A 26,510-nucleotide genomic window follows, 5' to 3' on the forward strand; every position below is an offset into this window, starting at 1 on the left:
CGATTTCGTTGGTTTGGCTGGTTCGTGCTCTGCGTGAGCGTGATCCTCGGCTGTTACCTCATGTCATCGCGCGTGGCGGCGGAACGCAACAAGCTCGCGGCGATCGAATCCTCGATCGCGCGGACGCAGCGTGACATCACCGCGCTCGAAACCGAATTCGACACGCGCGCCAGCTTCGCGCAGCTGCAGCGCTGGAACGGCGACACGCTGAAGCTGTCGGCGCCGACCGCCGGGCAATATATCCGTAACGACGCCGAGCTCGCCCAGGTCGATTTCAACGCGCCGACCCCAACGAACGGCCCGCAGGTCCAGACCGCGGCGGCGGTTATCCCGAGCGCCCCGGTCATGCCGACCGAAGTGGCGGTCGCCGCTACGCCGGCCGCGCCGGCGGCGGCCGCTCCGGCCAAGATGAAGGCGGCGGTCGCGATGGTTTCGGCACCGGTCGGGGCGAAGCTCCAGCCCGCAGCGGCCAAAACGGCGATCAAGGCGAAGCCGGCGACGGTGGCGTTGCTCGACCGCAAGCTGCTCAGCGACACGACGTTGGGCTCGCTGTCGCGCGGCGCGCGTCGGGAGGATGGCGCGCGATGAGCAATCTGCTCGCACGACCGATCGCGCCGCGTCGTCTTGCCGACGAACGCGCGCTGGTCCGTGCGACCGCGCAAAAGCGATTGATGATCATGATGCTGCTCTACGGCGCAGCGATCGGAGTCGTCGTCGCCAAGCTCAGCTTTTTCGCATTCTCCGCGGGAACCGCGACCGCGTCGACGATGGCCGACCGCGTGATCCGCGGCGATATCGTCGACCGCAACGGCGAGCCGCTGGCGCGCACGATCGACGCCTGGGCAATCGGTATCCACCCCGACCAGATCCTCGGCGATCGCCGTGAGATCGCACAGCGCCTGGCCAATATCCTCGGCCTCGACGAAAACCAGATCTACGCCAGGCTGCAGGGCACCAGGTTCACCTATATCGAGCGCGATGCCTCGGCATCGCTCGTCACCGAGGTCAATGCGATCGGCGAGCCGGCGATCGTGTTCGAACGCCAGCAACAGCGCCTCTATCCGCAATCGGAACTCGGCGCGCAGGTGCTCGGCTTCCTCGACGTCAACAACAAGGGCGCGAGCGGGATGGAGCGCGCGCTCGATCTGCGGCTGACCTCGCCCGACACCGCGGCCAAGCCGGTCGCGCTGTCGATCGACGCGCGCGCGCAATCGGCGCTCGAGAACGAGCTTGGCCAACAGGTCACCACCTTGAAGGCCAAGGGTGGGGCGGGCGTGGTGCTCGACGTTCGCACCGGCGAGATCATGGCGCTGGCGTCCTTCCCCACATTCAATCCCAACAATCCCGGCGCAGCGCCGAAACCGGCCGTGACCGAGGACGGCAAGCAGCTGCCCGGCCCGTTCTTCAACCGCGTGACCAGTGCGGCATACGAGCTTGGCTCGACCTTCAAGCCGATCACCATGGCCGCGGCGATCGACAGCGGTACCGTCACCTCGATGGCCAAGCGTTTCGACGCCACCCAGCCGCTGCAGATCGACGGTTTCAAGATCCATGACCATGATGGCGAAGGGCGCTGGCTCGATATCCCGGAGACGCTGATCCACTCGTCGAATATCGCCACCGCGCGGATTGCCGACGAAATGGGCGGCGACAAATTGTCGGCGATGTTCCGGTCGATGGGTTTCGACAAGCCGATGCCGTTCGAGTTGCCGGCGCGGGGTCGGACGATGTTCCCGCAGAAGTTCAGTCGCGTGACGACGATGACCACCGGCTTCGGGCACGGCATCGCGGTGACGCCGCTGCACCTGGCCGCGGCCTATGCTGCCCTGGTCAATGGCGGCGTGTGGCGGCCTGTCACGCTGATGAAGGTTCAGCCCGGTGCCGACGTTCCGGGGCGGCGCGTGATCAGCGAACAGACCAGCTACCGCATTCGCCAGCTGCTTCGGCTCGTGGTTACCCAGGGTACCGGCCGGACCGCCGATGCGCCCGGCTTCCGCGTTGGCGGCAAGACCGGCACCGCGGAAGTCGCGACGGGCGGCGGATATTCGAAGAAAGCCAACGTCTCGACCTTCGCGGCGGCTTTCCCAATGGACGCGCCACGCTATGTGGTGATCGTAATGCTCGATTCGCCACAGGGAGCCGTCAGGACCGCGGCCTATACCGCCGCACCGGTGGTCAACCGCTTCATCATGCGCGCCGGGCCGATGCTCGGCGTGATGCCCGACCCCTCGCGCGACATCAATGTCGACGAGCTGATGCCGCTGATCTGGCATCGCCCGGGGGAAAAGCCGCAGACGATGGCGGATCCCGAATGAAACTCGGCGGGCTGGTGACGGGCGGGGGCGACGCCAGCGTCACCGGCTTCGCGATCGACCATCGCAAGGTCGCGCCCGGTACGATCTTCGGCGCGTTCGAGGGCACGCGCGTCAATGGCGAGGACTTCATCCCGGCGGCGGTCGCGGCGGGTGCGATCGCGGTCGTCGCACGCCCGGACGTCGCCGTCGACGGGGCGCTGCACATCGCCTCGGACAATCCGCGCCAGACTTTCGCGCATCTCGCTGCGCAATTTTTCGCGCCTTTCCCCGAAACGGTGGTCGCGGTCACCGGCACCAACGGCAAGACCTCCACGGTCGAGATGACACGTCAATTGTGGCGGATGGCGGGGCATCACGCCGCGTCGATCGGGACGCTCGGCGTCACGACCTCGGACGACAGCGTCTCGACCGGCCTGACCACTCCCGACGTCGTCACCTTCCTGTCCAACGTCGCGGGGCTCGCGCGCGAGGGCGTCACCCATGTCGCCTTCGAGGCATCGAGCCACGGTCTGTCGCAATATCGCACCGAGGGGTTGAAGGTGATCGCCGCGGCCTTCACCAATCTCAGCCGGGACCATCTCGACTATCATGGCGACATGGCCGCCTATCTGACGGCAAAGTTGAGGCTGTTTTCGGAAGTGCTCGATCCCGACGGCACCGCCGTCGTCTGGGCCGACGATCCGCAAGCCGCGCGCGTCGTCGATCTCGCCCATGCGCGACGCCAGCGCCTCCTCACGGTCGGCGAACGCGGCGGCGCGCTTCGGCTGGTCAGCCGCGACCCGACCTTGCTCGGCCAGGGTCTGGTGATCGAAGCCGAGGATCGCGAGTTGAGGGTCACGCTGCCGTTGATCGGCGCCTATCAGGCGGCCAATGCGCTGACCGCGGCGGGGCTGGTGATCGCGACGGGCGGCGACGTTGCCCAGACCATCGCTAATCTCGCGCGGTTGCAGCCGGTGCGCGGGCGGCTCGAGCGCGCGGTGATCACGCGGACCGGGGCACCGGTCTATGTCGACTATGCCCATACGCCCGACGCGCTGGAGGCGGCGATCGCCGCGCTCAAGCCGCACACCGCCGGGCGGTTGATCGTCGTGTTCGGCGCCGGCGGCGACCGCGATCACGGCAAGCGCGAGCTGATGGGGGAGATCGCCGTGCGCTACGGCGACCTGGTGATCGTCACCGACGACAACCCCCGCAGCGAAGACCCGGCCGCGATCCGCGCCGAAGTGCTCAAGGGTGCGCCGGGAGCGATCGAAATTGGCGATCGCCGGTCGGCCATCGCTTATGCCGTCGGCCAGGCGGGCGCCGAGGACATCGTGCTGATCGCCGGCAAGGGGCACGAACAGGGCCAGATTGTCGGCGACCTGGTGCTGCCATTCGACGACGTGAGTGTAGCGCGCGAGGAGGCGGCGGCGTGACGCGTGGCCAAAACCGGGCTTCCCGGTTAGAGGAGGGGATGCTTGCCACTTTCCTCGCAATCGCCCTTTCTCGATCACCTCGTTCGGCCGGAGGAGCGCAATGACGCTCTGGACCTCGGCCGACATCGCGACAGCCACCAACGGCGCCGCTTCGGCGGCGTTCGACGTTTCTGGCGTCACCTTCGATTCGCGTGAAGTGGGGCAGGGCGACCTGTTCGTCGCGCTGACCGGCGAGACCACCGACGGCCACAAATTCCTCGATCAGGCGTTCGATCGCGGCGCGTCGGGCGCGATCGTCAGTCAGGATACGCCGCATCCCAACGTCCTTGTGTCGGACACGTTCGCCGCGCTGGAGGCACTGGCCAAGGCGTCGCGGGCCAGGACGTCTGCGCGGATCGTCGGGGTTACCGGGTCGGCCGGGAAGACCGGCACCAAGGAAGCCTTGTTCGCCGCGCTCGACCGCTCGCCGGCCAAGTCGGCGCATCGCTCGGTCAAGAGCTACAACAACCATACCGGCGTGCCGCTCAGCCTGGCGCGGATGCCCGCCGGGGTCGATTACGGCGTGTTCGAGATGGGGATGAACCATCCGGGCGAACTCGCCCATCTGACGACCCTGGTGCGCCCCCATGTCGCGATTGTCACCGCGATCGCGCCGGCGCACGCGGCGTTCTTTCCCGACGAAAGCGCGATCGCCGACGCCAAGGGCGAGATTTTCCAGGGCCTGGAGCCGGATGGCGTCGCGATCATCCCCTATGACAGTCCGCATCGCGACCGTCTCGCCGCAGCCGCCGCGCCCCATGCCGCACGCACGATCACCTTCGGGATCGACGAGGGCGCGGACGTCCGCGCGATCGAAGCGGTCAAGGCGGCCAATGGCGGCACCTTCGTCACCGCGCGGGTCGGCGAGCGCGAGCTCAGCTATACCGTCGCGCAACCCGGGAAGCATTGGGTATCAAATTCGCTGGCCGTGCTGGCTGCGGTCGACGCGGTCGGAGGCGATCTCGCGCTGGCTGGGCTCGCACTCGCCGATCTCGGTGGGCTTGCTGGACGCGGCGCCCGCTTCTCGGTCGAGGTGAAAGGCGGCCGCGCGCTGGTGATCGACGAGGCGTACAATGCCAACCCGGCATCGATGCGCGTGACGCTCGCGGTGCTCGGCGAAGAAGCGGCGACGCGGAAGATCGCGGTGCTCGGCGAAATGCGCGAACTCGGCGACAAATCGGACGAATATCACGCCGCGCTCGCCGGTCCGGTTCGTGACGCTGGCGTCCAGCTGGTCATTCTCGTCGGTGAAAAGATCGAGCCGCTCGCCGAAGCGCTTGAGGGCCAGGTCGAAATCGTTCATGTGCCCGACGCCGCTGCCGCGCGCGACCGCCTGACGGCGACACTCGAAGCGGGCGATGCGGTTCTCATCAAGGGTTCGAACGGGGTCGGGTTGGCTGCGGTGGTCGCAGCGCTCGCCGGCGGGAAAATATAATGCTGTATTGGATCGCGCAGGCGCTGGGTTTCCCGCACGTTCTCAACCTGGTCCGCTACCAGACCTTCCGCTCGGGAGCGGCGGTGGCGACCGCATTGCTGATTGGCCTGATCATCGGACCGCGCTTCATCGGCTGGCTGCGCGTGCGCCAGGGCAAGGGGCAGCCGATCCGCGCCGACGGTCCGCAAACGCACCTCGCCAAGCGCGGCACGCCGACGATGGGCGGGCTGATGATCCTGACCAGCATGACGATCTCGATCCTGATCTGGATGGACCTGACCAATCCGTATGTCTGGGCATGCCTGTTCGTGACCCTGGGATTCGGCACGATCGGGTTCCTCGACGATTACGACAAGGTGCGCAAAGCAAGCACTGCAGGCGTGTCGGGCAGGGTACGCCTGCTCGGCGAATTCGCCATTGCCGGCATCGCCAGTGCGATCATCATCCACACCAATACTGCCAACGGCACGCACCTCTATCTGCCGTTCTTCAATTCGGTGGTGATCGATCTCGGCTGGTTCTACGTCGTGTTCGCGGCGTTCACGATCGTCGCGTTCGGCAATGCGGTGAACCTGACCGACGGCCTCGACGGGCTCGCGACGATGCCGGTGATCATCGCCAGCGTCGCGTTCATGCTGATCGTCTATCTCGCCGGTAACGCGAAATTCGCCGATTATCTCGGCATCCCGCACATTCCGCGCGTCGGCGATCTCGCGATCTTCTGCGGCGCGATGATCGGGGCGGGGCTCGCCTTCCTGTGGTTCAATGCGCCGCCGGCGGCAGTATTCATGGGCGATACCGGCAGCCTCGCTTTGGGCGGCGCGCTCGGCGCGATCGCGGTCACCGTGCACCACGAGATCGTGCTCGGTATCATCGGTGGGCTGTTCGTGGTCGAGGCGATGAGCGTGATCATCCAGGTGTTCGTCTACAAGCGCACCGGCAAGCGCGTGTTCCGCATGGCGCCGATCCACCATCATTTCGAACAACTTGGCTGGCCGGAATCAACCGTCGTGATCCGTTTCTGGATCGTGGCTTTGGTTCTCGCGCTCGCTGGTCTGGCAACGCTGAAGCTGCGGTGATCACCAGTCCGTCCTGGCGCGGCGAACGCTATGCGGTGCTCGGGCTGGCGCGCTCGGGCCAGGCCACCGTGCGTGCGCTGCTGGCGTCGGGTGCTCAGGTCGTCGCGTGGGACACGGACGAGAGCAAGCGGACGATCGATGGGCCTGATTATGCCGATCCGGTCGAGATCGACCTGACGGGCTTCGCCGGTGTCGTCGTATCGCCGGGGGTACCGCTCAACCGTCACCCGATCGCGGCCAAGGCGCGCGGGGCGGGCGTGCCGGTGATCGGCGATATCGAACTGTTCGCCCAAGCGCGCGACTATCTGCCGTCGCACCGTGTCGTCGGCATCACCGGCACCAACGGCAAGTCGACCACCACTGCGCTGATCCATCACATCCTGGAGACAGCTGGTATTCCGGCGCGGCTTGGCGGCAATATCGGGCTGCCGATCCTGGGCGAGGAGCCGCTGCCGGTCGGCGGCGTCTATGTGCTCGAATTGTCGAGCTATCAGATCGATTTGACCTGCACGCTCGATTGCGATGTCGCGGTGCTGCTCAACATCACGCCCGATCATCTCGACCGCTACGATGGCTTCGATGCCTATGCCGCCTCGAAGGCGCGGCTGTTCGCGATGCAGTCGAAGGATCACGACGCGGTGATCGGGATCGGCGACGACGCTTCCGCAAAGATCGCGCGCGGCCTGTCGGCGCGTGGCGAGCATCTGTTCAAGATCGCGCCGGGCGTGTGCATGGACCAGTCGCGCTGGCCCTCGCTGCAAGGCCCGCACAATGCGCAGAATGCGCTCGCCGCGATCACTGCCTGCCAGGCGCTCGGCGTGGCGGAATCGGCGATCGACGCGGGCCTCGAAAGCTTCAAGGGCCTGCCGCACCGCATGGAGCGTGTCGGCACGGTCGACGGCGTCGCCTATGTCAACGACAGCAAGGCGACCAATCCGGACTCGACCGCCCCGGCGCTGGCGGCATTTGACGGCATCCACTGGGTTCTCGGCGGTCAGGCCAAGACCAAGGACCTCGACGCCTGTCGCCCCTCGTTCGGGCGTGTCCGCGCCGCCTATACGATTGGCGAAGCCGGGCCGATGTTCCTCGACCTGCTCAAGAACGACATTCCGACCGTTTATGCCGAAACGCTCGCGCATGCCGTCGAGCTGTGCCGCGCCGCCGCCAAGCCGGGCGAGACCGTCTTGCTGTCGCCGGCTTGCGCCTCGTTCGATCAGTTTCGCGATTACGAGGATCGCGGCGACACCTTCCGTGGACTGGTCGAGTCGCTGGCATGAACTCGCGGCCCGCCAAGGACGGATTCCTGACCCGGGTCGCGCGGCGCGGCGGCCGGTCGGACCGCTCGCCGCTCGGCGCGTGGTTCTGGGACATCGACTGGGTGCTGCTGATCCTGACTCTGTTCCTGATGGCGATCGGATTGGTCGCGGTTGCCGCTGCGTCTCCCGCATCGGCGCAGCGTTATTCAGACGCCACGCATCACATGCCCGCGCTCTATTATTTCTGGCGCCAGGTGATGTGGGTCGCGGTGTCGCTGCCGGTGCTGTTCATCGTCTCGATGCTGCCGACCGAGAGCGCGCGGCGGATGGCGCTGATCGGCTGCGCGGGATTCCTGATCATGCTGATGCTGGTGCCGCTGATCGGCGTTCAGGTGAATGGCGCGCGGCGTTGGCTCGGCGTCGGCGTCGCGCAATTCCAGCCGTCCGAATTCCTCAAGCCGTGCTTCATCGTCGCCGTCGCGTGGTTGTTGTCGCTCAAGAACAAGGAGCAGGGATTGTCGGGCGGCATGCTCGCCGCGCTGACCGGCGGATTGACCGCCTTGGTCGCCGCGTTGCTGATGCTGCAGCCCGATTTCGGCCAGACGGTGGTGTTCTGCGCGGTATGGCTCGCCTTGCTGCTGATCTCGGGGATTTCGGCGCGAGTGATCGGGGCGCTGTTCGGCGCCGCGTTCGTCGGCGTGATCTCAGCCTATCTCTTCTATTCGACCGCGCGCACCCGTATCGACGCCTTCCTGTTTCCGGACTCGACCGACGCCGCCGACCATTTCCAGGTCAATGCCGCCCGCGCGACGCTGACCGCGGGCGGCTGGTTCGGCACCGGTCCCGGAGGGGGACAGATGAAGTTCCGTCTGCCCGAAGCGCATACCGATTATGTCTTCTCGGTGATCGGCGAGGAATTCGGGCTGATCTCCTGCGCGATCGTCGCCGTGATCTTCCTCGCGATCGTCGTGCGCGTGTTCGTCAAGTTGCTGGATGAACAGGACGAATTCCGTGTGTTGGCCGCGTCCGGCCTGGCCATCCAGTTCGGATTGCAGGCGCTGATCTCGATGGCGGTGAATACCGGCCTGGCGCCGTCCAAGGGCATGACGATGCCGTTCATCAGCTATGGCGGATCGTCGATGATCGCACTGTCGATCGGGATGGGGTTGCTGCTTGCGTTTACGCGCCGGAACCCGTTTGTGAGCCGCTCACCCTATGTCGTGAAATGGAGCGGCGAATGACGAGAGTGCGGCAATTCGTTCTGGCCGCAGGCGGGACCGGTGGGCACATGGTGCCGGCCGCAGCGCTGGCCGCCGAGCTGAAGAAACGAGGCCACAAGGTCGATCTGATCAGCGACGAGCGCGGCGTGCGTTTCCCGGGCCTGTTCGACGGGATCGAGACGCACGTGCTCCCCGCGGGCCGCATGCAGGGCGGGCCGTTAGGCTGGTATCGCGCGGGCCGCGCGATGCTCGAGGGGCGCAAGCTGGCGATCAGCCTGTTCGAGAAGATCAAGCCGGCCGCGGTGATCGGCTTTGGCGGCTATCCGGCGCTGCCGGCGTTGCTCGCCGGGTTCAACCAGAAGGTGCCGACCGCGGTGCACGAGCAGAACGCCGTGCTCGGCCGCGTCAACCGGCTGGTGGCGGGGCGGGTCGATGCCATCGCCACCTCCTATGCCAAGGTCGACCGGCTGGCCGAAAAACATCGCGGCAAGGCGCACCTGACCGGCAATCCGGTGCGCGAGGACGTGCTGGCGCTGCGCGACAAGCCGTATCCGCTGCTCGAGGAGGACAGCATCTTCCGCGTGCTCGTCACCGGCGGCAGCCAGGGTGCCAGCATCCTGAGCAGCGTCGTGCCCGACGGGCTGTCGATGCTCCCGGTCAATTTCCGCCGCCGGCTGCAAGTGACTCACCAGGCACGGGTCGAGGACATCGACAAGGCACGGGCGAAATATGCCGAGCTGTCGATCGCCGCCGACCTCGCCACTTACCTGCCCGATCTGCCCGAGCATCTCGCCTGGGCGCATCTAGTGATCGCGCGTGCTGGCGCGTCGACGATTGCCGAACTGACCGCCGCCGGCCGCCCGGCGATTCTGGTGCCGCTGCCGAGCGCGACCGACGACCATCAGACCGAGAATGCGCGCGAAATCTCCGAAGCCGGTGGCGCGCGGACGATCCCGCAGAGCCAGTTCACCCCGGTCGAACTCGCCAAGCAGATGCAGAAACTCGGCCTCGATCCCGCCGCGCTGCAGAATGCCGCGGCGCGTGCCAGGTCGTGCGGCCATCCCGACGCGGCGCGCGATCTCGCCGATCTGGTCGAGGGGCTCGACCATCCTCCCGCTGACATTCCCGTCGGCAAAGTTCAAACCGCCGCTCCCGGCGGAGAGGCAGCAGCATTCGCATGACCGGGCTCAAGACCGATATCGGCGCCATCCACTTCGTCGGCATCGGCGGGATCGGCATGTCCGGCATTGCCGAGGTGATGCACAATCTCGGCTATAAGGTGCAGGGATCTGACGTCGCCGAGGGCTATGTCGTGCAAGGGCTGCGCGACAAGGGCATCGAGGTGAAGATCGGCCATGCCGCTGACAATCTCGGCGATGCCGCGGTCGTCGTCGTCTCGACCGCGATCAAGCGCGCCAATCCCGAAGTCGAGTGCGCGCTCGAACGCCGCATCCCGGTGGTGCGCCGCGCAGAGATGCTCGCCGAGCTGATGCGTCTCAAATCGACCGTCGCAGTCGCGGGAACGCACGGCAAGACCACCACGACGTCGATGGTCGCGGCGTTGCTCGACGCCGGCGGGATCGATCCGACGGTGATCAACGGCGGCATCATCAACAGCTATGGCTCGAACGCACGGCTCGGCGACAGCGAGTGGATGGTGGTCGAGGCCGATGAAAGCGACGGCAGCTTCCTGCGCCTCGACGGCACGCTGGCGGTGGTCACCAATATCGATCCCGAACATCTCGACCATTATGGCAGCTTCGACGCGATCAAGGACGCGTTCGTCCAGTTCATCGAGAACGTGCCTTTCTATGGCGCCGCCTTCCTGTGCCTCGATCATCCCGAAGTGCAGGCAGTGCTGCCGCGCGTCCGCGACCGCCGCATCGTCACCTACGGCTTCTCTACTCAGGCGGACATCCGCGGCGTCAACGTGACGCCGATCCCCGGCGGCAACCGGTTCGAGGCGATCATCCGTGGCCGCGACGGCACGACGCGCTCGATCGAGCATATCGAACTGCCGATGCCCGGCCGTCACAACGTCCAGAACGCGCTGTCGGCGATCGGCGTCGCACTCGAGCTCGGCGTCGATGACGCGACGATCCAGCAGGGCTTCGCCAAGTTCGGCGGGGTCAAGCGTCGCTTCACCAAGGTCGGCGAAGTTGCTTTTGCGGGAAATGGGGGCGCGGTCGTGATCGACGATTACGGCCATCACCCAGTCGAGATCCGCGCCGTGTTGTCGGCGGCGCGCGAGGGCGTCGCCAACCGCGTCATCGCGGTGGTTCAGCCGCATCGCTACACCCGTCTCGCCAATCTGATGGAGGATTTCCAACAGGCGTTCAACGATGCCGACATGGTTTATGTCACGCCGGTTTATGCCGCGGGCGAGCAACCGATCGAGGGGGTCGATGCGCAGGCTTTGGTCGATGGCTTGAAGCGCCGCGGCCACCGCGCGGCGGCGACGATCGGCTCGGCTGAAGAGTTGGCGACGGAATTGGCCTCGGTCGTCCAGCCGGGCGATATGATCGTGTGCCTGGGCGCGGGCGACATCACGAAATGGGCGGCTGGCTTGGCCGACGGGATCGAGGCGGTGCGGTGACGGTCTGCTACGCTTTGCCTCCGGTCCGCGGAAAACTGACCCAGGGCGCGCCGCTCGCGCCGCTGGTATGGTTCAAGAGCGGCGGCGCGGCCGAATATCTGTTCGAGCCGGCCGATGTCGAAGACCTCTCGACTTTCCTCTACGCGCTCGACCCGTCGGTGCCGGTGATGGGGCTCGGCCTGGGCTCGAACCTGATCGTCCGCGATGGCGGCGTCCCGGGCGTGGTGGTGCGACTAGGCAAGACGTTCGCCAAGGTCGAGCGGATCGACGAAACCACGCTTCGCTGCGGTGGTGGCGCGAGCGGCATCCTCGTTTCGTCGAATGCGCGCGACGCCGGGATCGCCGGCCTCGAATTCATGCGCTCGATCCCTGGCACGGTCGGCGGGTTCGTCCGGATGAACGGCGGCGCTTATGGCCGCGAGGTCAAGGACGTGCTGGTCGAGGCCGATGTGGTCCTGCGTTCGGGCGAGCGCCGGACGCTCGCGCTCGGCGATCTCGGCTACACCTATCGCCACAGCGAGTTGCCCGAGGGTGCGATTGTGATCGGCGCGACGTTCCGTGGCCACATCGATGAACCCTCCGCGATCCAGGCCGAAATGGACCGCATCGCCGCCGCGCGCGAGGAATCGCAGCCACTGCGCAGCCGCACCGGGGGCTCGACCTTCAAGAATCCCGAAGGCCAAAAGGCCTGGCAATTGGTCGATCAAGCGGGCTGCCGCGGACTTCGCAAGGGCGGTGCGCAAGTGTCGGAGAAGCATTGTAATTTCCTGCTCAACCTGGGCGACGCGACAAGCGCGGACATCGAGGGGCTGGGCGAAGAGGTACGCGAGAAGGTGAAGGCGAAGTCGGGCGTGATGCTGGAATGGGAAATTCAGCGCGTGGGAGTGGCGAAGTGACTCTCCACGTCGCGGTCCTGATGGGCGGCTGGTCGGCCGAGCGCGAAGTTTCGCTGATGTCGGGCAAAGGCATCGCCGAGGCGCTGGAATCGCTCGGCCATCGCGTGACGCGGATCGACATGGATCGCGACGTCGCGGCCAGGCTTACCGCGGCCAAGCCCGATATCGTGTTCAACGCGCTCCACGGCACGCCGGGCGAGGATGGCTCGGTGCAGGGCATGCTCGACCTGATGGGCCTCAAATACACCCATTCGGGCATGGTCACTTCGGTCATCGCGATCGACAAGGTGCTGACCAAGCAGGCGCTGGTCCCGCACGGCATCCCGATGCCCGGCGGACGGATCGTCAAATCGGCGGAAATATTCGAGGGCGACCCGCTCAAACGGCCCTATGTGCTCAAGCCCGTCAACGAGGGCTCGTCGGTCGGCGTTGCAATCGTCACCGACGACGGCAATTACGGCAACCCGATCGGCCGCGATGTCGCCGGCCCGTGGCAGGAATTCGAGGAACTGCTCGCCGAGCCTTATGTTCGTGGTCGCGAACTGACGACGGCGATCCTCGGCGGCCGTGCGCTTGGCGTGACGGAACTCAAGCCCAAATCCGGCTGGTACGATTACGACGCCAAGTACACTGACGGCATGACCGAGCACGTCTTTCCGGCGCAAATCCCCGATGCGATCGCCGCGGCCTGCAAGCGCCTCGCGCTCGAGGCGCATAATCTGCTCGGCTGCAAGGGCGCGTCGCGATCAGACTTCCGCTGGGACGATGAGCGCGGCGAGGACGGGCTGTTCCTGCTCGAGGTCAATACCCAGCCCGGCATGACGCCCTTGAGCCTCGTCCCCGAACAGGCGAGACATCTCGGCATCTCCTATCCGGAGCTGGTGCAGATGATCATCGACGAGGCGCTGGCATGAGCCGTGCCCCCACTAGGAGCGGGCGGCCGACCGCGCGCCGGCCGTCGGCAAAGCGCAAGCAGAAGAAGCCGTCGATCATCGACCGCATTCTCGCCTGGCTGCCGATTTCCCAGCATACTCTGCAGCGCATCGCGACCTGGTCGATCTTCGCGCTAGCAGTCGGGGCGGCGCTGGTCGTCGCGCAAATCTTCGGCATTCCCGGCGCGGTCGGCACCGCGGTCGCCGAACAGGCCGGCAATGCCGGTTTCCGCGTCGAACAGATCGAGATCCGTGGCGTCAAGCGGATGGACCAGATGACGGTCTATGCCGTTGCGCTCGAACAGAAATCGCGCGCGATGCCATTGGTCGACCTCAACCAGATCCGCGACAAGTTGCTGCAATATGGCTGGGTGCAGGATGCCCATGTTTCGCGGCGGCTGCCCGATACCTTATTGATCCGGATCGTCGAGCGCACGCCGGCGGCGGTGTGGCAGAACCAGGGGACGCTGAGCCTGATCGATCGCGACGGAGTCTATCTGGAAGCGGTATCGGCCGATGCCATGCCCGATTTGCCGCTGGTGATCGGTCCCGGCGCCGATCGCCAGGAGCCGGCCTATCAGACGCTGATGACCATTGCGCCCGCGCTCAAGCCGAAGGTGCGGGCTGCGACCTGGGTCGGCAACCGCCGCTGGGACCTGTTGTTCGACACCGGGGAGACTTTGTCGCTGCCCGAGGGAACCGATGAGGCTGCCAAGGCACTCCGGTTGTTTGCGGAGAGGGATGGTACGCTTCGACTTTTGGGTAGAGGATGGGTAAAGTTCGACATGCGCAACCCGGATGTGTTCGTGGCGCGCAAGCCCGACGGATCGAGCCGGATTGGGGTTCCGACGAGTTCGAAGGGCAATATGTCGACGCCGGCGCCGGCGTCGACGGATCGCGCGGCGTCGCGCGACCAGGTTTGAGTGGGGGAATAGAAACATGGCCAAGACACCGCCGGAGGGGTTGATCACGGCACTCGATATCGGGTCGTCCAAGGTCTCCGCGATGATCGCGCAGAAAGGCAGCGGCGGCGAGCTGATCGTGCTCGGCACCGGCCAGCGCGAAAGCCGCGGCGTGCGGCGCGGTTGCATCGCCGACATGGCGGCGACCGAAGTCGCGGTGCGCGAAGCGGTCGAACAGGCCGAACGTATCGCCCAGACCAATATCGAGAATGTCTGGGTCGGCTTTTCGGCGGGCGGGCTGGTCAGCGACGTCGCCTCGATCGAGTTCGAAATGGGTGGGCACCGTATCGAACAAAGCGATATCGACGCGCTGCTGCGCGCGGGGCGGGAATCGATCGATCCGGCCGGCCGTATGGTGCTCCATGCCCAGCCGGCGCTCTACACGCTCGACGGCATCACCGGGGTCAAGAACCCGCTGGGGCTTCATGCCGACCGGATGGGTGTCCACATCCATGTCGTCGCCGCCGATGGATCGCCGGTGCGCAATATCGGCCTGTGCGTCGCCAAGTCGCATTTGGAGGTAAAGTCGATCATCGCCGCGCCGGTCGCGACGGGGCTCGCCTGCCTCAGCGCGGAGGAGCGTGAGCTCGGGACGGCGCTGGTCGAGATGGGCGCCGGAATCACCAACGTTTCTTTGTTCGCCGGCGGCATGCTGGTCGGCCTGGTCACCGTGCCGATGGGCGCCAGCGACATCACCGACGACATTGCCTCGACTTTCGGCGCCAGCCGCGCCCAGGCCGAGCGGATGAAGTGCTTCCATGGCTGCGCCAACGCGACGCCGCGTGACAATCACGAGATGCTCGAGATCGCGCCGCTCAGCGACGATGGCGCGGGCGAGGGGCCGCGCATCACCAAGGCGCAGCTGATCGCGGTGATCCGCCAGCGGCTCGAATTGTTGATGGGAGAGATCGGCAAGGCGCTGACCGCGATGAAATTCGACGGCAATGTCGGGCGCCAGGTCGTGCTGACCGGCGGCGGTGCCGAGCTCAAGGGTATCGCCGATTATGCGCAAGCCGCGCTCGGCCGGTCGGTCCGGGTCGGGCGCCCGCGCGGACTTGCCGGCTTGCCCGATGCGCATTCGGGACCCGCTTTCGCGACCCTGGCGGGGCTGGTCCACCACGCCGCGACCGACCCGATCGACCTCAGGTCACTGGCATCGGGCGAACATCAGCTGGTGCATCGTCCGTCGCCGATGTCGATCTTCCGTCGCCTGATTAGAACGGCTCGGGCGAATTATTAAAGAAATGCGTCATCGACCCCCATTTGTAGTGGATAGTGCGGGGGGGATAGTGCAAGAAGTTGTGGGCATAAGTGCTTCGGGGGGCGGAGCATGTCGGAGAACGCGTAATGGTTGAATTTCTTCCTCCGGATGTAGACGAACTGACTCCGCGTATCGCGGTGATCGGCGTCGGTGGCGCAGGCGGTAACGCCATCGCCAACATGATGAAGAACGACGTCCAGGGCGTCGACTTCCTGGTCGCGAATACCGATGCGCAGGCGCTCAAGCAGAGTCAGGCGGGGCAGAAGATCCAGCTCGGCGTGCGGATCACGCAAGGGCTCGGCGCGGGGGCGCGGCCTGAGATCGGTCGTGCCGCGGCGGAGGAAGCGATCGACGGCGTCGCCAAGATGCTGGAAGGCGCACATATGTGCTTCATCGCCGCCGGCATGGGCGGCGGCACCGGTACGGGGGCTGCTCCGGTCATCGCCAAGGCGGCGCGCGACATGGGCATCCTGACCGTCGGCGTGGTGACCAAGCCGTTCGCGTTCGAGGGCAGTCGCCGTGCCAAGGCGGCGGAAGCTGGTATCGAGGAACTGCAGAAGTACGTCGATACGCTGATCGTTATCCCCAACCAGAATCTATTCCTGGTCGCCAACGCCAACACGACCTTCAAACAAGCCTTCGAAATGGCCGATGAAGTGCTGCAGCAGGGCGTGCGCGGGATCACCGACTTGATGGTCATGCCTGGCCTGATCAACCTCGACTTCGCCGACGTCCGTTCGGTGATGCAGGAAATGGGCAAGGCGATGATGGGCACCGGCGAGGCCGAGGGTGACAACCGCGCCATCGAAGCCGCGTCCAAGGCGATCGCCAATCCGCTGCTCGACGGCGTCAGCATGAAGGGCGCCAAGGGCGTGATCGTCTCGATCACCGGCGGCGAGGATATGCGCCTGCTCGAAGTCGACGAAGCGGCCAATCATATCCGCGAACTGGTCGACGAAGACGCCAACATCATCTGGGGGTCGGCATTCAATCCCGACCTGGAAGGCAAGATCCGCGTGTCGGTTGTCGCCACCGGGATCGAGGCCGACAGCGCCGCCGTGGCTGCCGCCGCGGCGGAGCCGGCGACCCGCGCCTTCAGCTTTGGCCGCAGGGCGGAGTCGGTGATACCGGCATCGCCGGTCGAAGCGGCGCCCGAGCCTGAAGCGAAGGCGGAACCCGAAGCGGACACACAGCCGCTGACGCTCGATACTCCGGCAGACGCTACCGCGCCGGACGCTGACGCCGACGAACTGGTGCTCGGCAGCGAGGTTGCGGTCGACGATGAAGCCGTTCCGGCAGAGTATGAAGCGCCTGTGGCCGCCGAGGCTGCGGCGGAGGAAACTCCGGGCTGGCTGTCGCCGGGCGAGAGCGCCGAAGAGGCTCCGGCCATCTCCTCCGGTGACGAGGCGGAAGCTCCGCCGGCGCCGCGCATGAAGCTGGGCGGTACGCTGTTCGAGCGGATGCAGAGCGTCGCGCGCGGCGGCTCGCGCTCCGAAGCAGACGAGGGTGAGAGCAAGGATTCGCTCGATATCCCGCGCTTCCTGCACCGCCAGAACAACCAGTAAGCCGATTTGCGGGGTGTCGGCGGCGTTCATCGCCGCCGCGCCCCGCCTCGCCGCTCGTGAAACCCAAGGCCATTTCCCGTTCAGCCGCCAATCGGTTTAGGCTGGCATCCGACATGATATTCCGCCGCGCTCTCGGCCTCGCCGCCGTTGTTTTAGCAATGAGCGGCGGACAGGCCTTCGCTCAGACCACCGATGAAAATCGAGATGCCGACGCGCTGGCCGCGGACATGCGCATCCTCGCTGCCAATCCGCTGGACATCGAAGCGCTGGTCACCGCTGGCGAACTGACCCTCAGGATGGGCGACAACACCGCCGCGGCGGGGTTTTTCGGCCGCGCCGAAAAGCTCGACCCGCTCAATCCGCGGGTGAAGGCCGGGCTCGGCAGCTTGTTGGTGCGTGCCGAGCGCCCCGGTGAAGCATTACGCCGGTTCCAGGAAGCCGAAGCGCGCGGGCTCGATCCCAGCAAATATGCCGGCGATCGCGGCCTCGCTTATGATCTGATCGGCGAGCAGGAACGTGCGCAACGCGACTACCGCCTGGCGCTGCGGGCAAAGCCTGATGACGAGATAACGCGGCGCTACGCGCTGTCGATGGGGATTTCCGGGCGCAAGAAGGAAGCACTTGACCTGCTCGACGCGTTGCTCCGCAAAAGCGATCGCGCGGCGTGGCGCGATCGCGCCTTCATCCTGGCGATGAGTGGCGACCGCGACGGCGCGCAGAAGATCGCGAATTCGATGATGTCACCGGGCCTTGGCGCGGGGCTCGCCCCGTTCTTCGACCGGCTGCCGATGCTGTCGGCCGCCGATCGCGCCTTTGCGATCAATTTCGGCGAACTGCGCGCGACGCCAGAACGCATCGCCGACGCGCGGATGATCCCGGCGCTGCCGCGGCTCGGGCCCGACCCGACCGCGCCCAGGGTGCTCGCGGCGGCGGAGCAACCCCGGCCGCGTCCGATTGTCCAGGAGGACACCAGGAAGAAGAAGCGCAAGAAAGGCGATTATCTTGCGCCTGCCGTACCTGCCGCCACGCCTACGCCGCCCGTCGAGGTAGCGATGAACCCGCCGTCTTACGTCGCACCGCGCGCGGTATCGACGCCTGCGCCGCCATTGCCGCAGCCGTCACCGCGCGTCGTCTATGCGCCGCCGCTTTCCGCGCCGAAGCCTGGGTTGACCCCGGCGCCGACTCCCCTGCCGCCGCCCGTTAAGGTCGCCGAGTCTCCGAAACCAACATCGACGCCGGCGGCACCACCGCCCTCGGCGACCGTCGCCGCTCCTCCTCCAGCGCCATTGCCCGCACCAATTGTGGTCGCGGCGCCGCCCCCGCCGGCTCCCGGCTTTAGCGCGACGAGCGCCGATAGCGGTGTAGCCGACCGTCCAACCGCCGCGGAGGCGGGGATCAGCCCGGCGCCGACCGCGACCTCGCGCGTCAGCGAGGATACCGTGCTCGCCAGGATCATCGCTGGCATCTCGGTGCCGGGTGCGGAACTCGGCGTGGCGCCGCTGCCGACGCGCGCCGTACCACCGCCACCGCCACCGGCGCCGAAACCGGCCGAAGTTACGCCCCAACCCAAGGTAAAGGTGGAGGCACCCAAGCCCGCCGCCAGGGCGCCCGAACCCAGGGCAACGACCCGCAAGACCGCGAATGACGAAACCACGGACGCCAGCGACAGCAAGTCCGCCAAGGGGCGCAACGGAAAACCGCCTGCTGATGCGAAGGCATCGAAGGATGACGCCGCCACGATCGACCAGGTCGCGTGCCCCCCGCTGTCCAAAAGCAAAACGACGACGCGGAGCCGGACGACGGCAAAGGGGAAATCGACTGCCAAATGCGAGGTCGCGGACACGAAGGGCGGCCGCGATGCCAGGCAGGACAGCGCCGCGCTCGACGACAATGGATGTCCGCCGCCGGCCAAGGGCAGGGCGGCGACGCGCGGCAAGGCGACGCTGAAAGGGAAGTCGGTCGCCAGGTGCGAGACTGCTGACGCGAAGAGCGCGCGCGACGCAAAGGACGACGCAGTCGCGCTCGACAAGAATGGTTGTCCGTTACCCCCAGCCAAGGGCAAAGCGGGGACGCGGGGCCGGGCCGATCAGGTCGCCACCACGCGCGGCAAAACGAGCGCGAAAGGCAAGGCGTCAGCCAAATGCGAAGCTGCCGACGCCAAGGGCTTCAAGGCTGATATAGCGACCAAGGGCGATCCTGCGCGCGTCTGGGTGCAGGTGGCCGGCGGCGCCAACCAGGCGGCGCTGGAAAAGGCCTGGAGCGCGCTCAAGACCAAGGCGCCCGATCTGTTCCGCAATCGCCAGGGATGGTCGACGCCGCTGCGCGCGACCAACCGCGTCCTGACCGGACCGTTCAAGTCCGAGGACGAGGCGCAAGCGTTCGTCAATCAAATGGCCAAAGCCGGCCTGTCGGGCTTCGTCTTCACCAGCACCAAAGGGCAGAAGGTCGACCGTCTCGGCGGCAAGTAGTCATTTTCCGTCATCCCGGCGGAGGCCGGGATCGCTGGCCGTATTGCGCCTTCGCCAGCGGCCCCGGCCTTCGCCGGGGCGACGACTTGACAGCAAGTATCGGTTAGATTTCCCAAACTCCCGCCGCTACACGCGAGCACGATGACCAGGACGCCCGCACCTTACGCTTCGCATCCCGAGGACAGCCGTGGGCGGCTTTATCCCGAACCGGAAACCACCACGCGGGGGCCGCGCGACGCATTTCAGCGCGACCGCGACCGCATCATCCACTCGATCAGCTTCCGCCGTCTGCGGCACAAGACCCAGGTCTTCCTGGCGCCCGATGGCGACCATTTCCGCGTCCGGCTGACCCACAGCCTGGAAGTCGCACAGATCGGCCGTACCGTTGCGCGCACGCTCGGCCTCAACGAAGACCTCACCGAAGCGCTGTGCCTGGCGCACGATATCGGCCACCCGCCGTTCGGCCATGCCGGCGAGGATGCGCTGGAGGCAGCGCTCAAGGATCGCGGCGGGTTCGACCATAACGGCAACACGCTGCGCACGCTGACCGAGATCGACAGCCCCTATCCGCGTTTCCCCGGCCTCAATTTGACCTGGGAGACGCTGGAAGGGCTCGCCAAGCACAATGGTCCGATCATCGAACCGCAATGGGCGCTGGCCCGTGCCGACGACCAGTTTCCGCTCGAACTCACCGACTGGCCGAGCCTTGAGGCGCAAGTCGCGGCGATCGCCGACGATATCGCCTATGACAATCACGACATTGACGACGGGCTGCGTGCCGGGCTGCTGAGCCTGGATCAGCTGCTCGCCCTGCCGATGATCGCCGCGCGCTGGGACGAATGCCGCGCGCGGTTCTCGGATGTGCCGCCCGAGCGGCTGGTCGGCGAACTGATCCGCGGCCAGATCGGCGGGATGGTCATGGACCTGATCGAGACCAGCCGTGCCGCTATCGCCGACGCGCGGATAAATTCGGCCGACGAAGCGCGCGAGGCGGGCAGGGCGCTGATCACATTCTCCGAGCGGATGCGCGATGACGAGCGCGACCTGAAGCGGTTCATGTACGCCAACCTTTATCACCATCCGCGCCAAATGGCGGCGGCGGAAGCGGCGCGGCACGTCGTTGCCGGGCTGTTCGCCGCTTATCATGCCGACCCCTCGCTGATGCCGAGCGATTGGGCGGGCCGCCTGCCCGCGGACGAGCCTTGGCTCAGCCGCCACATCGCCGATTTCATCGCCGGGATGACCGACCGCTATGCGATCGCGCGCTATCGGGAAGTGGTCGGACCGATCGACCTGCCTGATGGGTTCTAAGCAAACCCATCACCGGCGCGAAGGGATGCGCCCACTGATACGTTATGCTCGGGATAGTTGTGCGACACTGGCGGGGTAGACCGCAGGTGCGAACAGGAGTGACGCGCCGATGGCGGCGACCGATGCCAGCATTGCCCTCAATCGCTTCGGGCTTGGCGCCCGACCCGATGAGAGCATTTCCGACAATCCCAAGGTCTGGCTGAAGCAGCAGATCGAGGCGTTCGATCCAAGGCCCCCCGCGATCGCCGCGGTGCCGCCGCGTGCCAAGGTGGCGGGTGAACTCGCTGATTTCTACGAACAGCAACGCGAGTTGCGGCAGATGGGGATGGGCCGCCGCCAGCAGCAGCGTGCCGCCACCGCACCAACGCCGCCGGGGCAGCCAGACATGGCACAATCCGGTGCCTCTCAAGACATGGCGATGCGGCCGAACGCCGCCATGGTGCCGCCGGGCACGCCCGAACCAGGCGCCAAGCCCGATGCCGACGATCCGCTCAAGGACGCGCGGCGCTTCGTCGGCCGCCAGGTCCGCGACGATTACGCCGCCGCAGTCGGCGCGCGGATCAATGCCGCGCTGAGCAGTACCGCTCCGTTCGCCGATCGCCTGACGCATTTCTGGGCCAACCATTTTGCGGTGTCCGCCGACAAGCTCCAGGTGATCGGCCTGTCGGGCCTGCTCGAATTTGAGGCGATCCGCCCCAATCTGACGCGCACGTTCGGCGACATGCTCAATGCCGTCGAGCGCCATCCCGCGATGCTGCTCTATCTCGATCAGGCGGTGTCGGTCGGCCCCAATTCCACGGCGGGCCGGTTCGCTGCGCGGCGCCCACGCGCGAACGGCCGGAAGCTCGGTCTCAACGAGAATCTCGCGCGCGAGATCATGGAATTGCACACTTTGGGCGTGCGCAGTGGCTACACCCAGGCCGACGTCACCGAATTCGCGCGCGCGCTGACCGGCTGGTCGGTGGCTGGGATCGGTCGCGGGCCGGGCGCAAGGATGGCGGGCACCGATGGCACGCCGGGCGATTTCGTATTCGCCGAGCGCCTGCACGAACCCGGCGAGCGCACCATCATCGGGCGCACATACGGGCAGGAGGGCGAGAAACAGGCCCAAGCGGTGCTCGACACGCTGGCGACCAGTCCGGCGACCGCGCAGCACATCGCGACCAAGCTGGCGCGCCATTTCGCCGGCGATACGCCACCACCCGCGCTCGTCCAGCGGCTCCAGGCCAGCTTCGTCAAGACCGGCGGCGATCTGCCCAGCCTCTACCGCGTGCTGATCGACAGCCCCGAATGCTGGGTGCCGCAACCGGTCAAGTTCAAGTCGCCCTGGGAATGGACGGTGTCGGCCTATCGCGCGCTTGGCATGAAGCAGGTCCAGCCGCTCGCCGCGGTCGGCTTGCTCAACCAGCTCGGCCAGCCGACGTGGAAGCCGGGCTCGCCCGCCGGCTATGACGATATCGCCGCGAGTTGGGCGGGGCCCGATGCGTTGGTCCGCCGGGTCGAGGCGTCGGAACGTTTCGCCACCCGCGCCGGCGCACAGATCGACGCGCGGGCGCTTGCCCCCAGACTGTTCCCGGCGATGCTCACGCCGGCGACCGAACAGGCCTTGGCCCGCGCCGAAAGTCCCGGCCAGGCGCTCGCCTTGCTCCTCGTCTCTCCCGAAATGCTGCGGAGGTAATCATGTACGATCGCCGCTCCTTCCTGATCGGTTCCGCAGGCGCCGCCGCGCTCGCGCTGGCGCCCCGCATGGCCTTCGCCAAGGCTGAGACCGACCGCCGCTTCGTCTTCATCATCCAGCGCGGCGCGGCGGATGGGCTCGGCACGATCGGCGCGGTCGGCGATCCGGCCTTTGCCGGCGCACGCGGCCAGTTGGTCGAGGATTTCGCCACCGCCAAGAAGCTCGACGCGATGTTCGCGCTCCACCCCGCCATGACGTCGCTCGCCGGCATGTACGACGCCAGGGAGGCGCTGTTCGCGCACGCAATTGCCTCGCCCTATCGCGACCGTTCCCATTTCGATGGCCAGAACGTGCTCGAAAGCGGCGGGCTCGGCGCCTATCAGGTCAAGGACGGCTGGATGAACCGCATGCTCGGCGTCATCCCGTCGGGCGAGGCCAAGGCGATCGCGATCTCCGCGACGATCCCGCTCGCGATGCGCGGACCGCATGAGGTGACCAGCTACGCGCCGTCCGCGCTCCCCCAGGCATCGGACGATCTGCTGACGCGTGTCGCCGCGCTCTACCAGGGCGATAGCCAGCTCCACGGCTTGTGGAGCGAGGCGATGGACACGCGCCAGCTGACCGGCGATCTCGTCGATGTCAGCGTCAAGAACGCGGCGGCGACCGGCCAGCTCGCGGCGCGTTTGCTGGCGCCGGCGAACGGCGCGCGGATCGCGATGATCGAGACCGGCGGCTGGGACACGCATGCCGGCCAGCGCGGCCGGCTGGCGACGCAGCTCAAGGGGCTCGACGCGATGCTCGCCAGCCTGAAGACCGGCTTGGGTCCGGTGTGGAACGACACGATGATCCTGGTCGCGACTGAATTTGGGCGCACCGTCGCGGTCAACGGCACCGGCGGCACCGACCATGGTACCGGGTCGGCGGCGATGCTGGTCGGCGGCGCGGTCAAGGGCGGGCGCGTGGTGGCGGATTGGCCGGGGCTGGGGCAGGCGGCTCTGTTCGAAAGCCGCGACCTCAAGCCAACGCTTGGCCTCGACCAGTTCGTCGCCGGCGCGGTTGCCGGGCATTATCAGGTCGAGCCGGGCAAAGTGATGGCAAGCTTGTTTCCGGATACGAAAGGTGCGGCGCCGGTCAGCGGCCTGTCGCGGGCATGATCCGCGCGGGCGTGGCAGGGGGGCGAGCAGTCTCGGCCGGCGCAGAGCGATTCCAATAAGGCGGGTTGCCGAAGGCGCGCCGCAGGCTGTCGGTCAGCGCGGCGACTTTGGCGGATTGGGTGCGGGCCAGCGGATAGCAGATGTAGAGTTCGGCGCCTTCGCCTTCCGTGCCGATATCGACATGGACGAGCGATCCGTCGGCAAGCTCCGCATGGACGAAGAAATCGGGCAGCAGGGTGATGCCCAGCCCGGCCAAGGCCGCGTCGCGCATGATCAGCCCGTTGTTCACGCGCATCACGCTGCGCGGCCGGATCACGGTCCAGCCCTCCGGCCCATCGAACCGCCAATCGGCCTCGCGATTGGTATAGACGATGCCTTTATGCGCGTTGAGGCAGGCCAGCGAATGCGGCGTCCCGTTACGCGCCAGATAATCCGGCGATGCGACCAGGATCCTCCGCGTCGTCGCCAGCCGCTTGGCGACCAGCCGATTGTCCGCCACCGGACCATGGCGGATGACCGCGTCGAAGCCATCGGCCGCGGCATCGACGAACCGGTCGTCGAGGTCGAGCGTCAGTTCCAGGCCGGGATGCTCGGCGAGGAAATCGTATAAAGCCGGCCCCAAATGCAGCACGCCGAAGCTGACGGGCGCCGACAATTTCAGCGTGCCGGCCAGCGTATCGCGCCGCTCGGCGATTTCGGACTGCGCTTCCCGCGCCTCGAACAGAATCCGTTGCGCTCGGGGCAGGAAGCTGTCGCCGTCCTCGGTCAGCGATAGCTTGCGCGTGGTTCGCTGGACGAGCCGGACACCCAATGTCCGCTCGAGCTCGGTCAGCCGTTCGCTGATCACCGACTTGGCATGGCCCAATTGTCGGGCGGCCTCGCTGATCGATCCGGATTCGGCGGTAGCAACGAACGCGGCGATGCCGTCCATCTTGATCATCGTTCGATCCTTCCGAAAACCGATTTCGGCATTGGCCGGCTAGTCCGGACGATGCATCGTGGGCACTTTCCTGTCGATAGCGTCCAACGTGACGCGCCAAACAGGGATATCGCCATGTTTCGTTCAGCCATTCTCGCGTTAAGCCTGCTCGCCGCGGCGCCGGCGGCGGCACAAGTTCAGCCGTTTCCGGCATCCTTTGTCGAGCGCGACATCGCCACCAACGGCACGACGCTGCACGTCCGCGTCGGGGGCAAGGGCCCCGCCGTGGTGTTGCTGCACGGTTATGGCGAAACCGGCGATATGTGGGCGCCGCTCGCCGCCGACCTCATGCGCGATCACACCGTGATCGTTCCCGATCTGCGCGGGCTCGGTCTGTCGGCACGCCCGACCGGCGGTTATGACAAGAAGACGCAGGGTCAGGACATTGCCGGCATTCTCGATGCCCTGAAGATCGACAAGGTCGACCTCGTCACGCACGATATCGGCAATATGGTCGGCTATGCCTTTGCCGCCGAGCATCGCGATCGCATCAAGCGGTTCGTACTGATGGACGCGCCGATCCCGGGTATCGGGCCATGGGAAGAGATATTGAAGAACCCGCTGCTCTGGCACTTCCGCTTCGGCGGACCCGATATGGAGCGGTTGGTCGCCGGGCGCGAGCGCATCTATCTCGACCGTTTCTGGAATGAATTCTCCGCCACCCCGGCCAAGTTCAGCGAGACGTCGCGCGAGCATTACGCGAAACTCTACGCGCTGCCCGGCGCGATGCATGCGGGCTTCTCTCAATTCGCGGCGTTCGACCAGGACGCGATCGACGACCAGGCGTTCCTCGCCGCGGGCAAGCTGAACATGCCGGTCCTGGCGATCGGCGGCGACAAATCGTTCGGCACGACGATGGCGGCTGTCATGCGATTCACCGCGACCGATGTGACAGGAGCGGTGGTGCCGAATTCCGGCCACTGGCTGATGGAGGAACAGCCCGACGCGACGGTGAAGCTGGTTCGCGACTTCCTCGATGTCGGTAAATGAGCGCGCAGGCTTAGACTGGCGCGCCTAACCGGGCTTGCGTGCCATACCGATCAGCGCGGTCGATCGGATTCCTTCGCGTGGCAGGTTCAGCGCGAGCGCGGCGGCTTCTTGGGCAAATGCGGCGCGCTGTTCCTCGTCGAGATCGCGCCATAAAGGCGACCAACCGAACGCGAGCTTGGCATTGTCGTGAAACCATTCGATGGGCGGTGCCGGCCAGGCCCGCTCCACCGAATGGATCGCTTGCGGTTCGAGCCCGACCGCGTGGAACGCTTCGTCGAGTAATGCCGGTGAATTGAACAGCCGCGCCATCGGTGTCGGGACGGGACGGTCGGGAAACAGGCGCCGCGCCGCCTCCTGGAACAATATCGCGGGGCCGGCACCGCCGGCATTCTCCCACACCGCGATCACCGCCAGCCCGCCCGGCCGCAGCACGCGGGCGATCTCCGCGAAACCGGCGATCGGATCGGGGAACATGAATACGCCGAACATCGAGAAAGCGGCATCGAAGCTCGCCTCGACGAAATCGAGCGCTTGGCCGTCCATCACCATCGCGCGTTCGCCCGGACGGATGGCGGCGGCCCGTTCCTGCGCCACGCGAACCATGCCGGGCGAGAAATCGATCCCGATCGCATCGGCGCCGTCCTTCAGCGCGATCGACAGCAGGGCGCCGGCTCCGGTCGCGACGTCCAGCACGCGAGCGCTCGGCGGGAGGGCGGCGAGTTGCCATGCCGCTTCGCAATACATGCCGGTCATGCGATCGGCCTCGTCCGCGTAGCGTTCCGCGAGCGAATCCCAGTGCGCGGGATCGTTCATGGCTAGAGGATGGGCAGTCATATTAGCCAGCTAATGATACAACATAACATAGTCAATTGCGTTGGCGTTGAATATGATGGCCGGCATCGCAATTTGAGTGTCGCGCGCGCTTGGTCTAAGGGCGCGCCTTCTCCTTATCGTTGGAC

Annotated in this window: 21 protein-coding genes; 19 read left to right on the forward strand and 2 right to left on the reverse strand. The window is 66.5% G+C overall.

What is annotated here, in order from left to right; all coding sequences use genetic code 11:
* Window positions 1-33 precede the first annotated feature (33 nt).
* The 18 genes from AC1DQQ_RS05585 to AC1DQQ_RS05670 all read left to right on the forward strand — a co-directional run bounded on the left by AC1DQQ_RS05585 (window position 34) and on the right by AC1DQQ_RS05670 (window position 23,582).
* Window positions 34-588: a hypothetical protein gene (locus tag AC1DQQ_RS05585; protein ID WP_478044527.1), complete on the forward strand. Its 555-nt coding sequence runs from the start codon at window positions 34-36 to the stop codon at window positions 586-588.
* Window positions 585-2,315, forward strand: a complete 1,731-nt coding sequence (locus tag AC1DQQ_RS05590; RefSeq protein WP_478032610.1) for a peptidoglycan D,D-transpeptidase FtsI family protein — start codon at window positions 585-587, stop codon at window positions 2,313-2,315. Before AC1DQQ_RS05585 ends, AC1DQQ_RS05590 begins: the two co-directional genes overlap by 4 nt.
* Window positions 2,312-3,730, forward strand: coding sequence for a UDP-N-acetylmuramoyl-L-alanyl-D-glutamate--2,6-diaminopimelate ligase (locus tag AC1DQQ_RS05595; RefSeq protein ID WP_478044528.1), 1,419 nt, complete (start codon window positions 2,312-2,314; stop codon window positions 3,728-3,730). The genes AC1DQQ_RS05590 and AC1DQQ_RS05595 overlap by 4 nt, the downstream gene beginning before the upstream one ends.
* Before the next feature lie 100 nt (window positions 3,731-3,830).
* On the forward strand, window positions 3,831-5,204 hold the full coding sequence (locus AC1DQQ_RS05600) for a UDP-N-acetylmuramoyl-tripeptide--D-alanyl-D-alanine ligase (RefSeq protein ID WP_478044529.1): 1,374 nt from the start codon (window positions 3,831-3,833) through the stop codon (window positions 5,202-5,204).
* Window positions 5,204-6,283 carry a phospho-N-acetylmuramoyl-pentapeptide-transferase gene (gene mraY / locus AC1DQQ_RS05605; RefSeq protein ID WP_478032614.1) on the forward strand — a complete coding sequence of 360 codons (1,080 nt, stop codon included), beginning with the start codon at window positions 5,204-5,206 and terminating at the stop codon, window positions 6,281-6,283. The genes AC1DQQ_RS05600 and mraY overlap by 1 nt, the downstream gene beginning before the upstream one ends.
* Entirely contained in the window at window positions 6,280-7,560 is a 1,281-nt protein-coding gene (gene murD / locus AC1DQQ_RS05610; RefSeq protein WP_478042949.1) for a UDP-N-acetylmuramoyl-L-alanine--D-glutamate ligase, read from the forward strand. The genes mraY and murD overlap by 4 nt, the downstream gene beginning before the upstream one ends.
* Window positions 7,557-8,780, forward strand: a complete 1,224-nt coding sequence (locus tag AC1DQQ_RS05615) for an FtsW/RodA/SpoVE family cell cycle protein (RefSeq protein WP_478042950.1) — start codon at window positions 7,557-7,559, stop codon at window positions 8,778-8,780. The genes murD and AC1DQQ_RS05615 overlap by 4 nt, the downstream gene beginning before the upstream one ends.
* Window positions 8,777-9,940, forward strand: a complete 1,164-nt coding sequence (gene murG, locus AC1DQQ_RS05620; RefSeq protein ID WP_478042951.1) for an undecaprenyldiphospho-muramoylpentapeptide beta-N-acetylglucosaminyltransferase — start codon at window positions 8,777-8,779, stop codon at window positions 9,938-9,940. Before AC1DQQ_RS05615 ends, murG begins: the two co-directional genes overlap by 4 nt.
* Complete coding sequence (murC, locus tag AC1DQQ_RS05625) at window positions 9,937-11,355, forward strand: UDP-N-acetylmuramate--L-alanine ligase (RefSeq protein WP_478032619.1); 1,419 nt, start codon at window positions 9,937-9,939, stop codon at window positions 11,353-11,355. Before murG ends, murC begins: the two co-directional genes overlap by 4 nt.
* The gene (gene murB, locus AC1DQQ_RS05630) at window positions 11,352-12,251 is read left to right on the forward strand and encodes a UDP-N-acetylmuramate dehydrogenase (RefSeq protein WP_478044530.1); all 900 of its coding nucleotides are present in this window, start codon (window positions 11,352-11,354) and stop codon (window positions 12,249-12,251) included. Before murC ends, murB begins: the two co-directional genes overlap by 4 nt.
* A 20-nt stretch (window positions 12,252-12,271) precedes the next feature.
* Window positions 12,272-13,165, forward strand: coding sequence for a D-alanine--D-alanine ligase (locus tag AC1DQQ_RS05635; protein WP_478042980.1), 894 nt, complete (start codon window positions 12,272-12,274; stop codon window positions 13,163-13,165).
* Window positions 13,162-14,106: a cell division protein FtsQ/DivIB gene (locus AC1DQQ_RS05640; protein WP_478044531.1), complete on the forward strand. Its 945-nt coding sequence runs from the start codon at window positions 13,162-13,164 to the stop codon at window positions 14,104-14,106. The genes AC1DQQ_RS05635 and AC1DQQ_RS05640 overlap by 4 nt, the downstream gene beginning before the upstream one ends.
* Before the next feature lie 16 nt (window positions 14,107-14,122).
* Window positions 14,123-15,385: a cell division protein FtsA gene (gene ftsA / locus AC1DQQ_RS05645; protein ID WP_066810394.1), complete on the forward strand. Its 1,263-nt coding sequence runs from the start codon at window positions 14,123-14,125 to the stop codon at window positions 15,383-15,385.
* Window positions 15,386-15,492: 107 nt separating this feature from the next.
* Window positions 15,493-16,971 (forward strand): cell division protein FtsZ, encoded by a 1,479-nt coding sequence (ftsZ, locus tag AC1DQQ_RS05650; protein ID WP_478044532.1) that lies wholly within the window; start codon window positions 15,493-15,495, stop codon window positions 16,969-16,971.
* Window positions 16,972-17,129: 158 nt separating this feature from the next.
* Window positions 17,130-19,439, forward strand: a complete 2,310-nt coding sequence (locus AC1DQQ_RS05655; protein ID WP_478044534.1) for an SPOR domain-containing protein — start codon at window positions 17,130-17,132, stop codon at window positions 19,437-19,439.
* Window positions 19,440-19,580: 141 nt separating this feature from the next.
* Complete coding sequence (locus AC1DQQ_RS05660) at window positions 19,581-20,750, forward strand: deoxyguanosinetriphosphate triphosphohydrolase (RefSeq protein ID WP_478042955.1); 1,170 nt, start codon at window positions 19,581-19,583, stop codon at window positions 20,748-20,750.
* 109 nt (window positions 20,751-20,859) lie between these two features.
* Window positions 20,860-22,428, forward strand: coding sequence for a DUF1800 domain-containing protein (locus AC1DQQ_RS05665; RefSeq protein ID WP_478044535.1), 1,569 nt, complete (start codon window positions 20,860-20,862; stop codon window positions 22,426-22,428).
* A gap of 2 nt (window positions 22,429-22,430) precedes the next feature.
* Window positions 22,431-23,582, forward strand: coding sequence for a DUF1501 domain-containing protein (locus AC1DQQ_RS05670; protein ID WP_478044537.1), 1,152 nt, complete (start codon window positions 22,431-22,433; stop codon window positions 23,580-23,582).
* Here AC1DQQ_RS05670 and AC1DQQ_RS05675 read toward each other — a convergent pair.
* Window positions 23,560-24,522, reverse strand: a complete 963-nt coding sequence (locus AC1DQQ_RS05675; protein WP_478032628.1) for a LysR family transcriptional regulator — start codon at window positions 24,520-24,522, stop codon at window positions 23,560-23,562. The two genes, AC1DQQ_RS05670 and AC1DQQ_RS05675, sit on opposite strands and share 23 nt — an antisense overlap.
* Before the next feature lie 114 nt (window positions 24,523-24,636).
* On the opposite strand from AC1DQQ_RS05675, the gene AC1DQQ_RS05680 reads away from it, so the two are divergent.
* A complete protein-coding gene (locus tag AC1DQQ_RS05680) occupies window positions 24,637-25,551 on the forward strand; it encodes an alpha/beta fold hydrolase (protein WP_478042959.1) in 915 nt (304 codons plus the stop codon).
* Between the two features lie 24 nt (window positions 25,552-25,575).
* Here AC1DQQ_RS05680 and AC1DQQ_RS05685 read toward each other — a convergent pair whose 3' ends face one another.
* Complete coding sequence (locus AC1DQQ_RS05685) at window positions 25,576-26,385, reverse strand: class I SAM-dependent methyltransferase (protein ID WP_478044538.1); 810 nt, start codon at window positions 26,383-26,385, stop codon at window positions 25,576-25,578.
* Between the last annotated feature and the right edge of the window lie 125 nt (window positions 26,386-26,510).

This window comes from Sphingomonas sp. P4_G3, assembly GCF_056401105.1.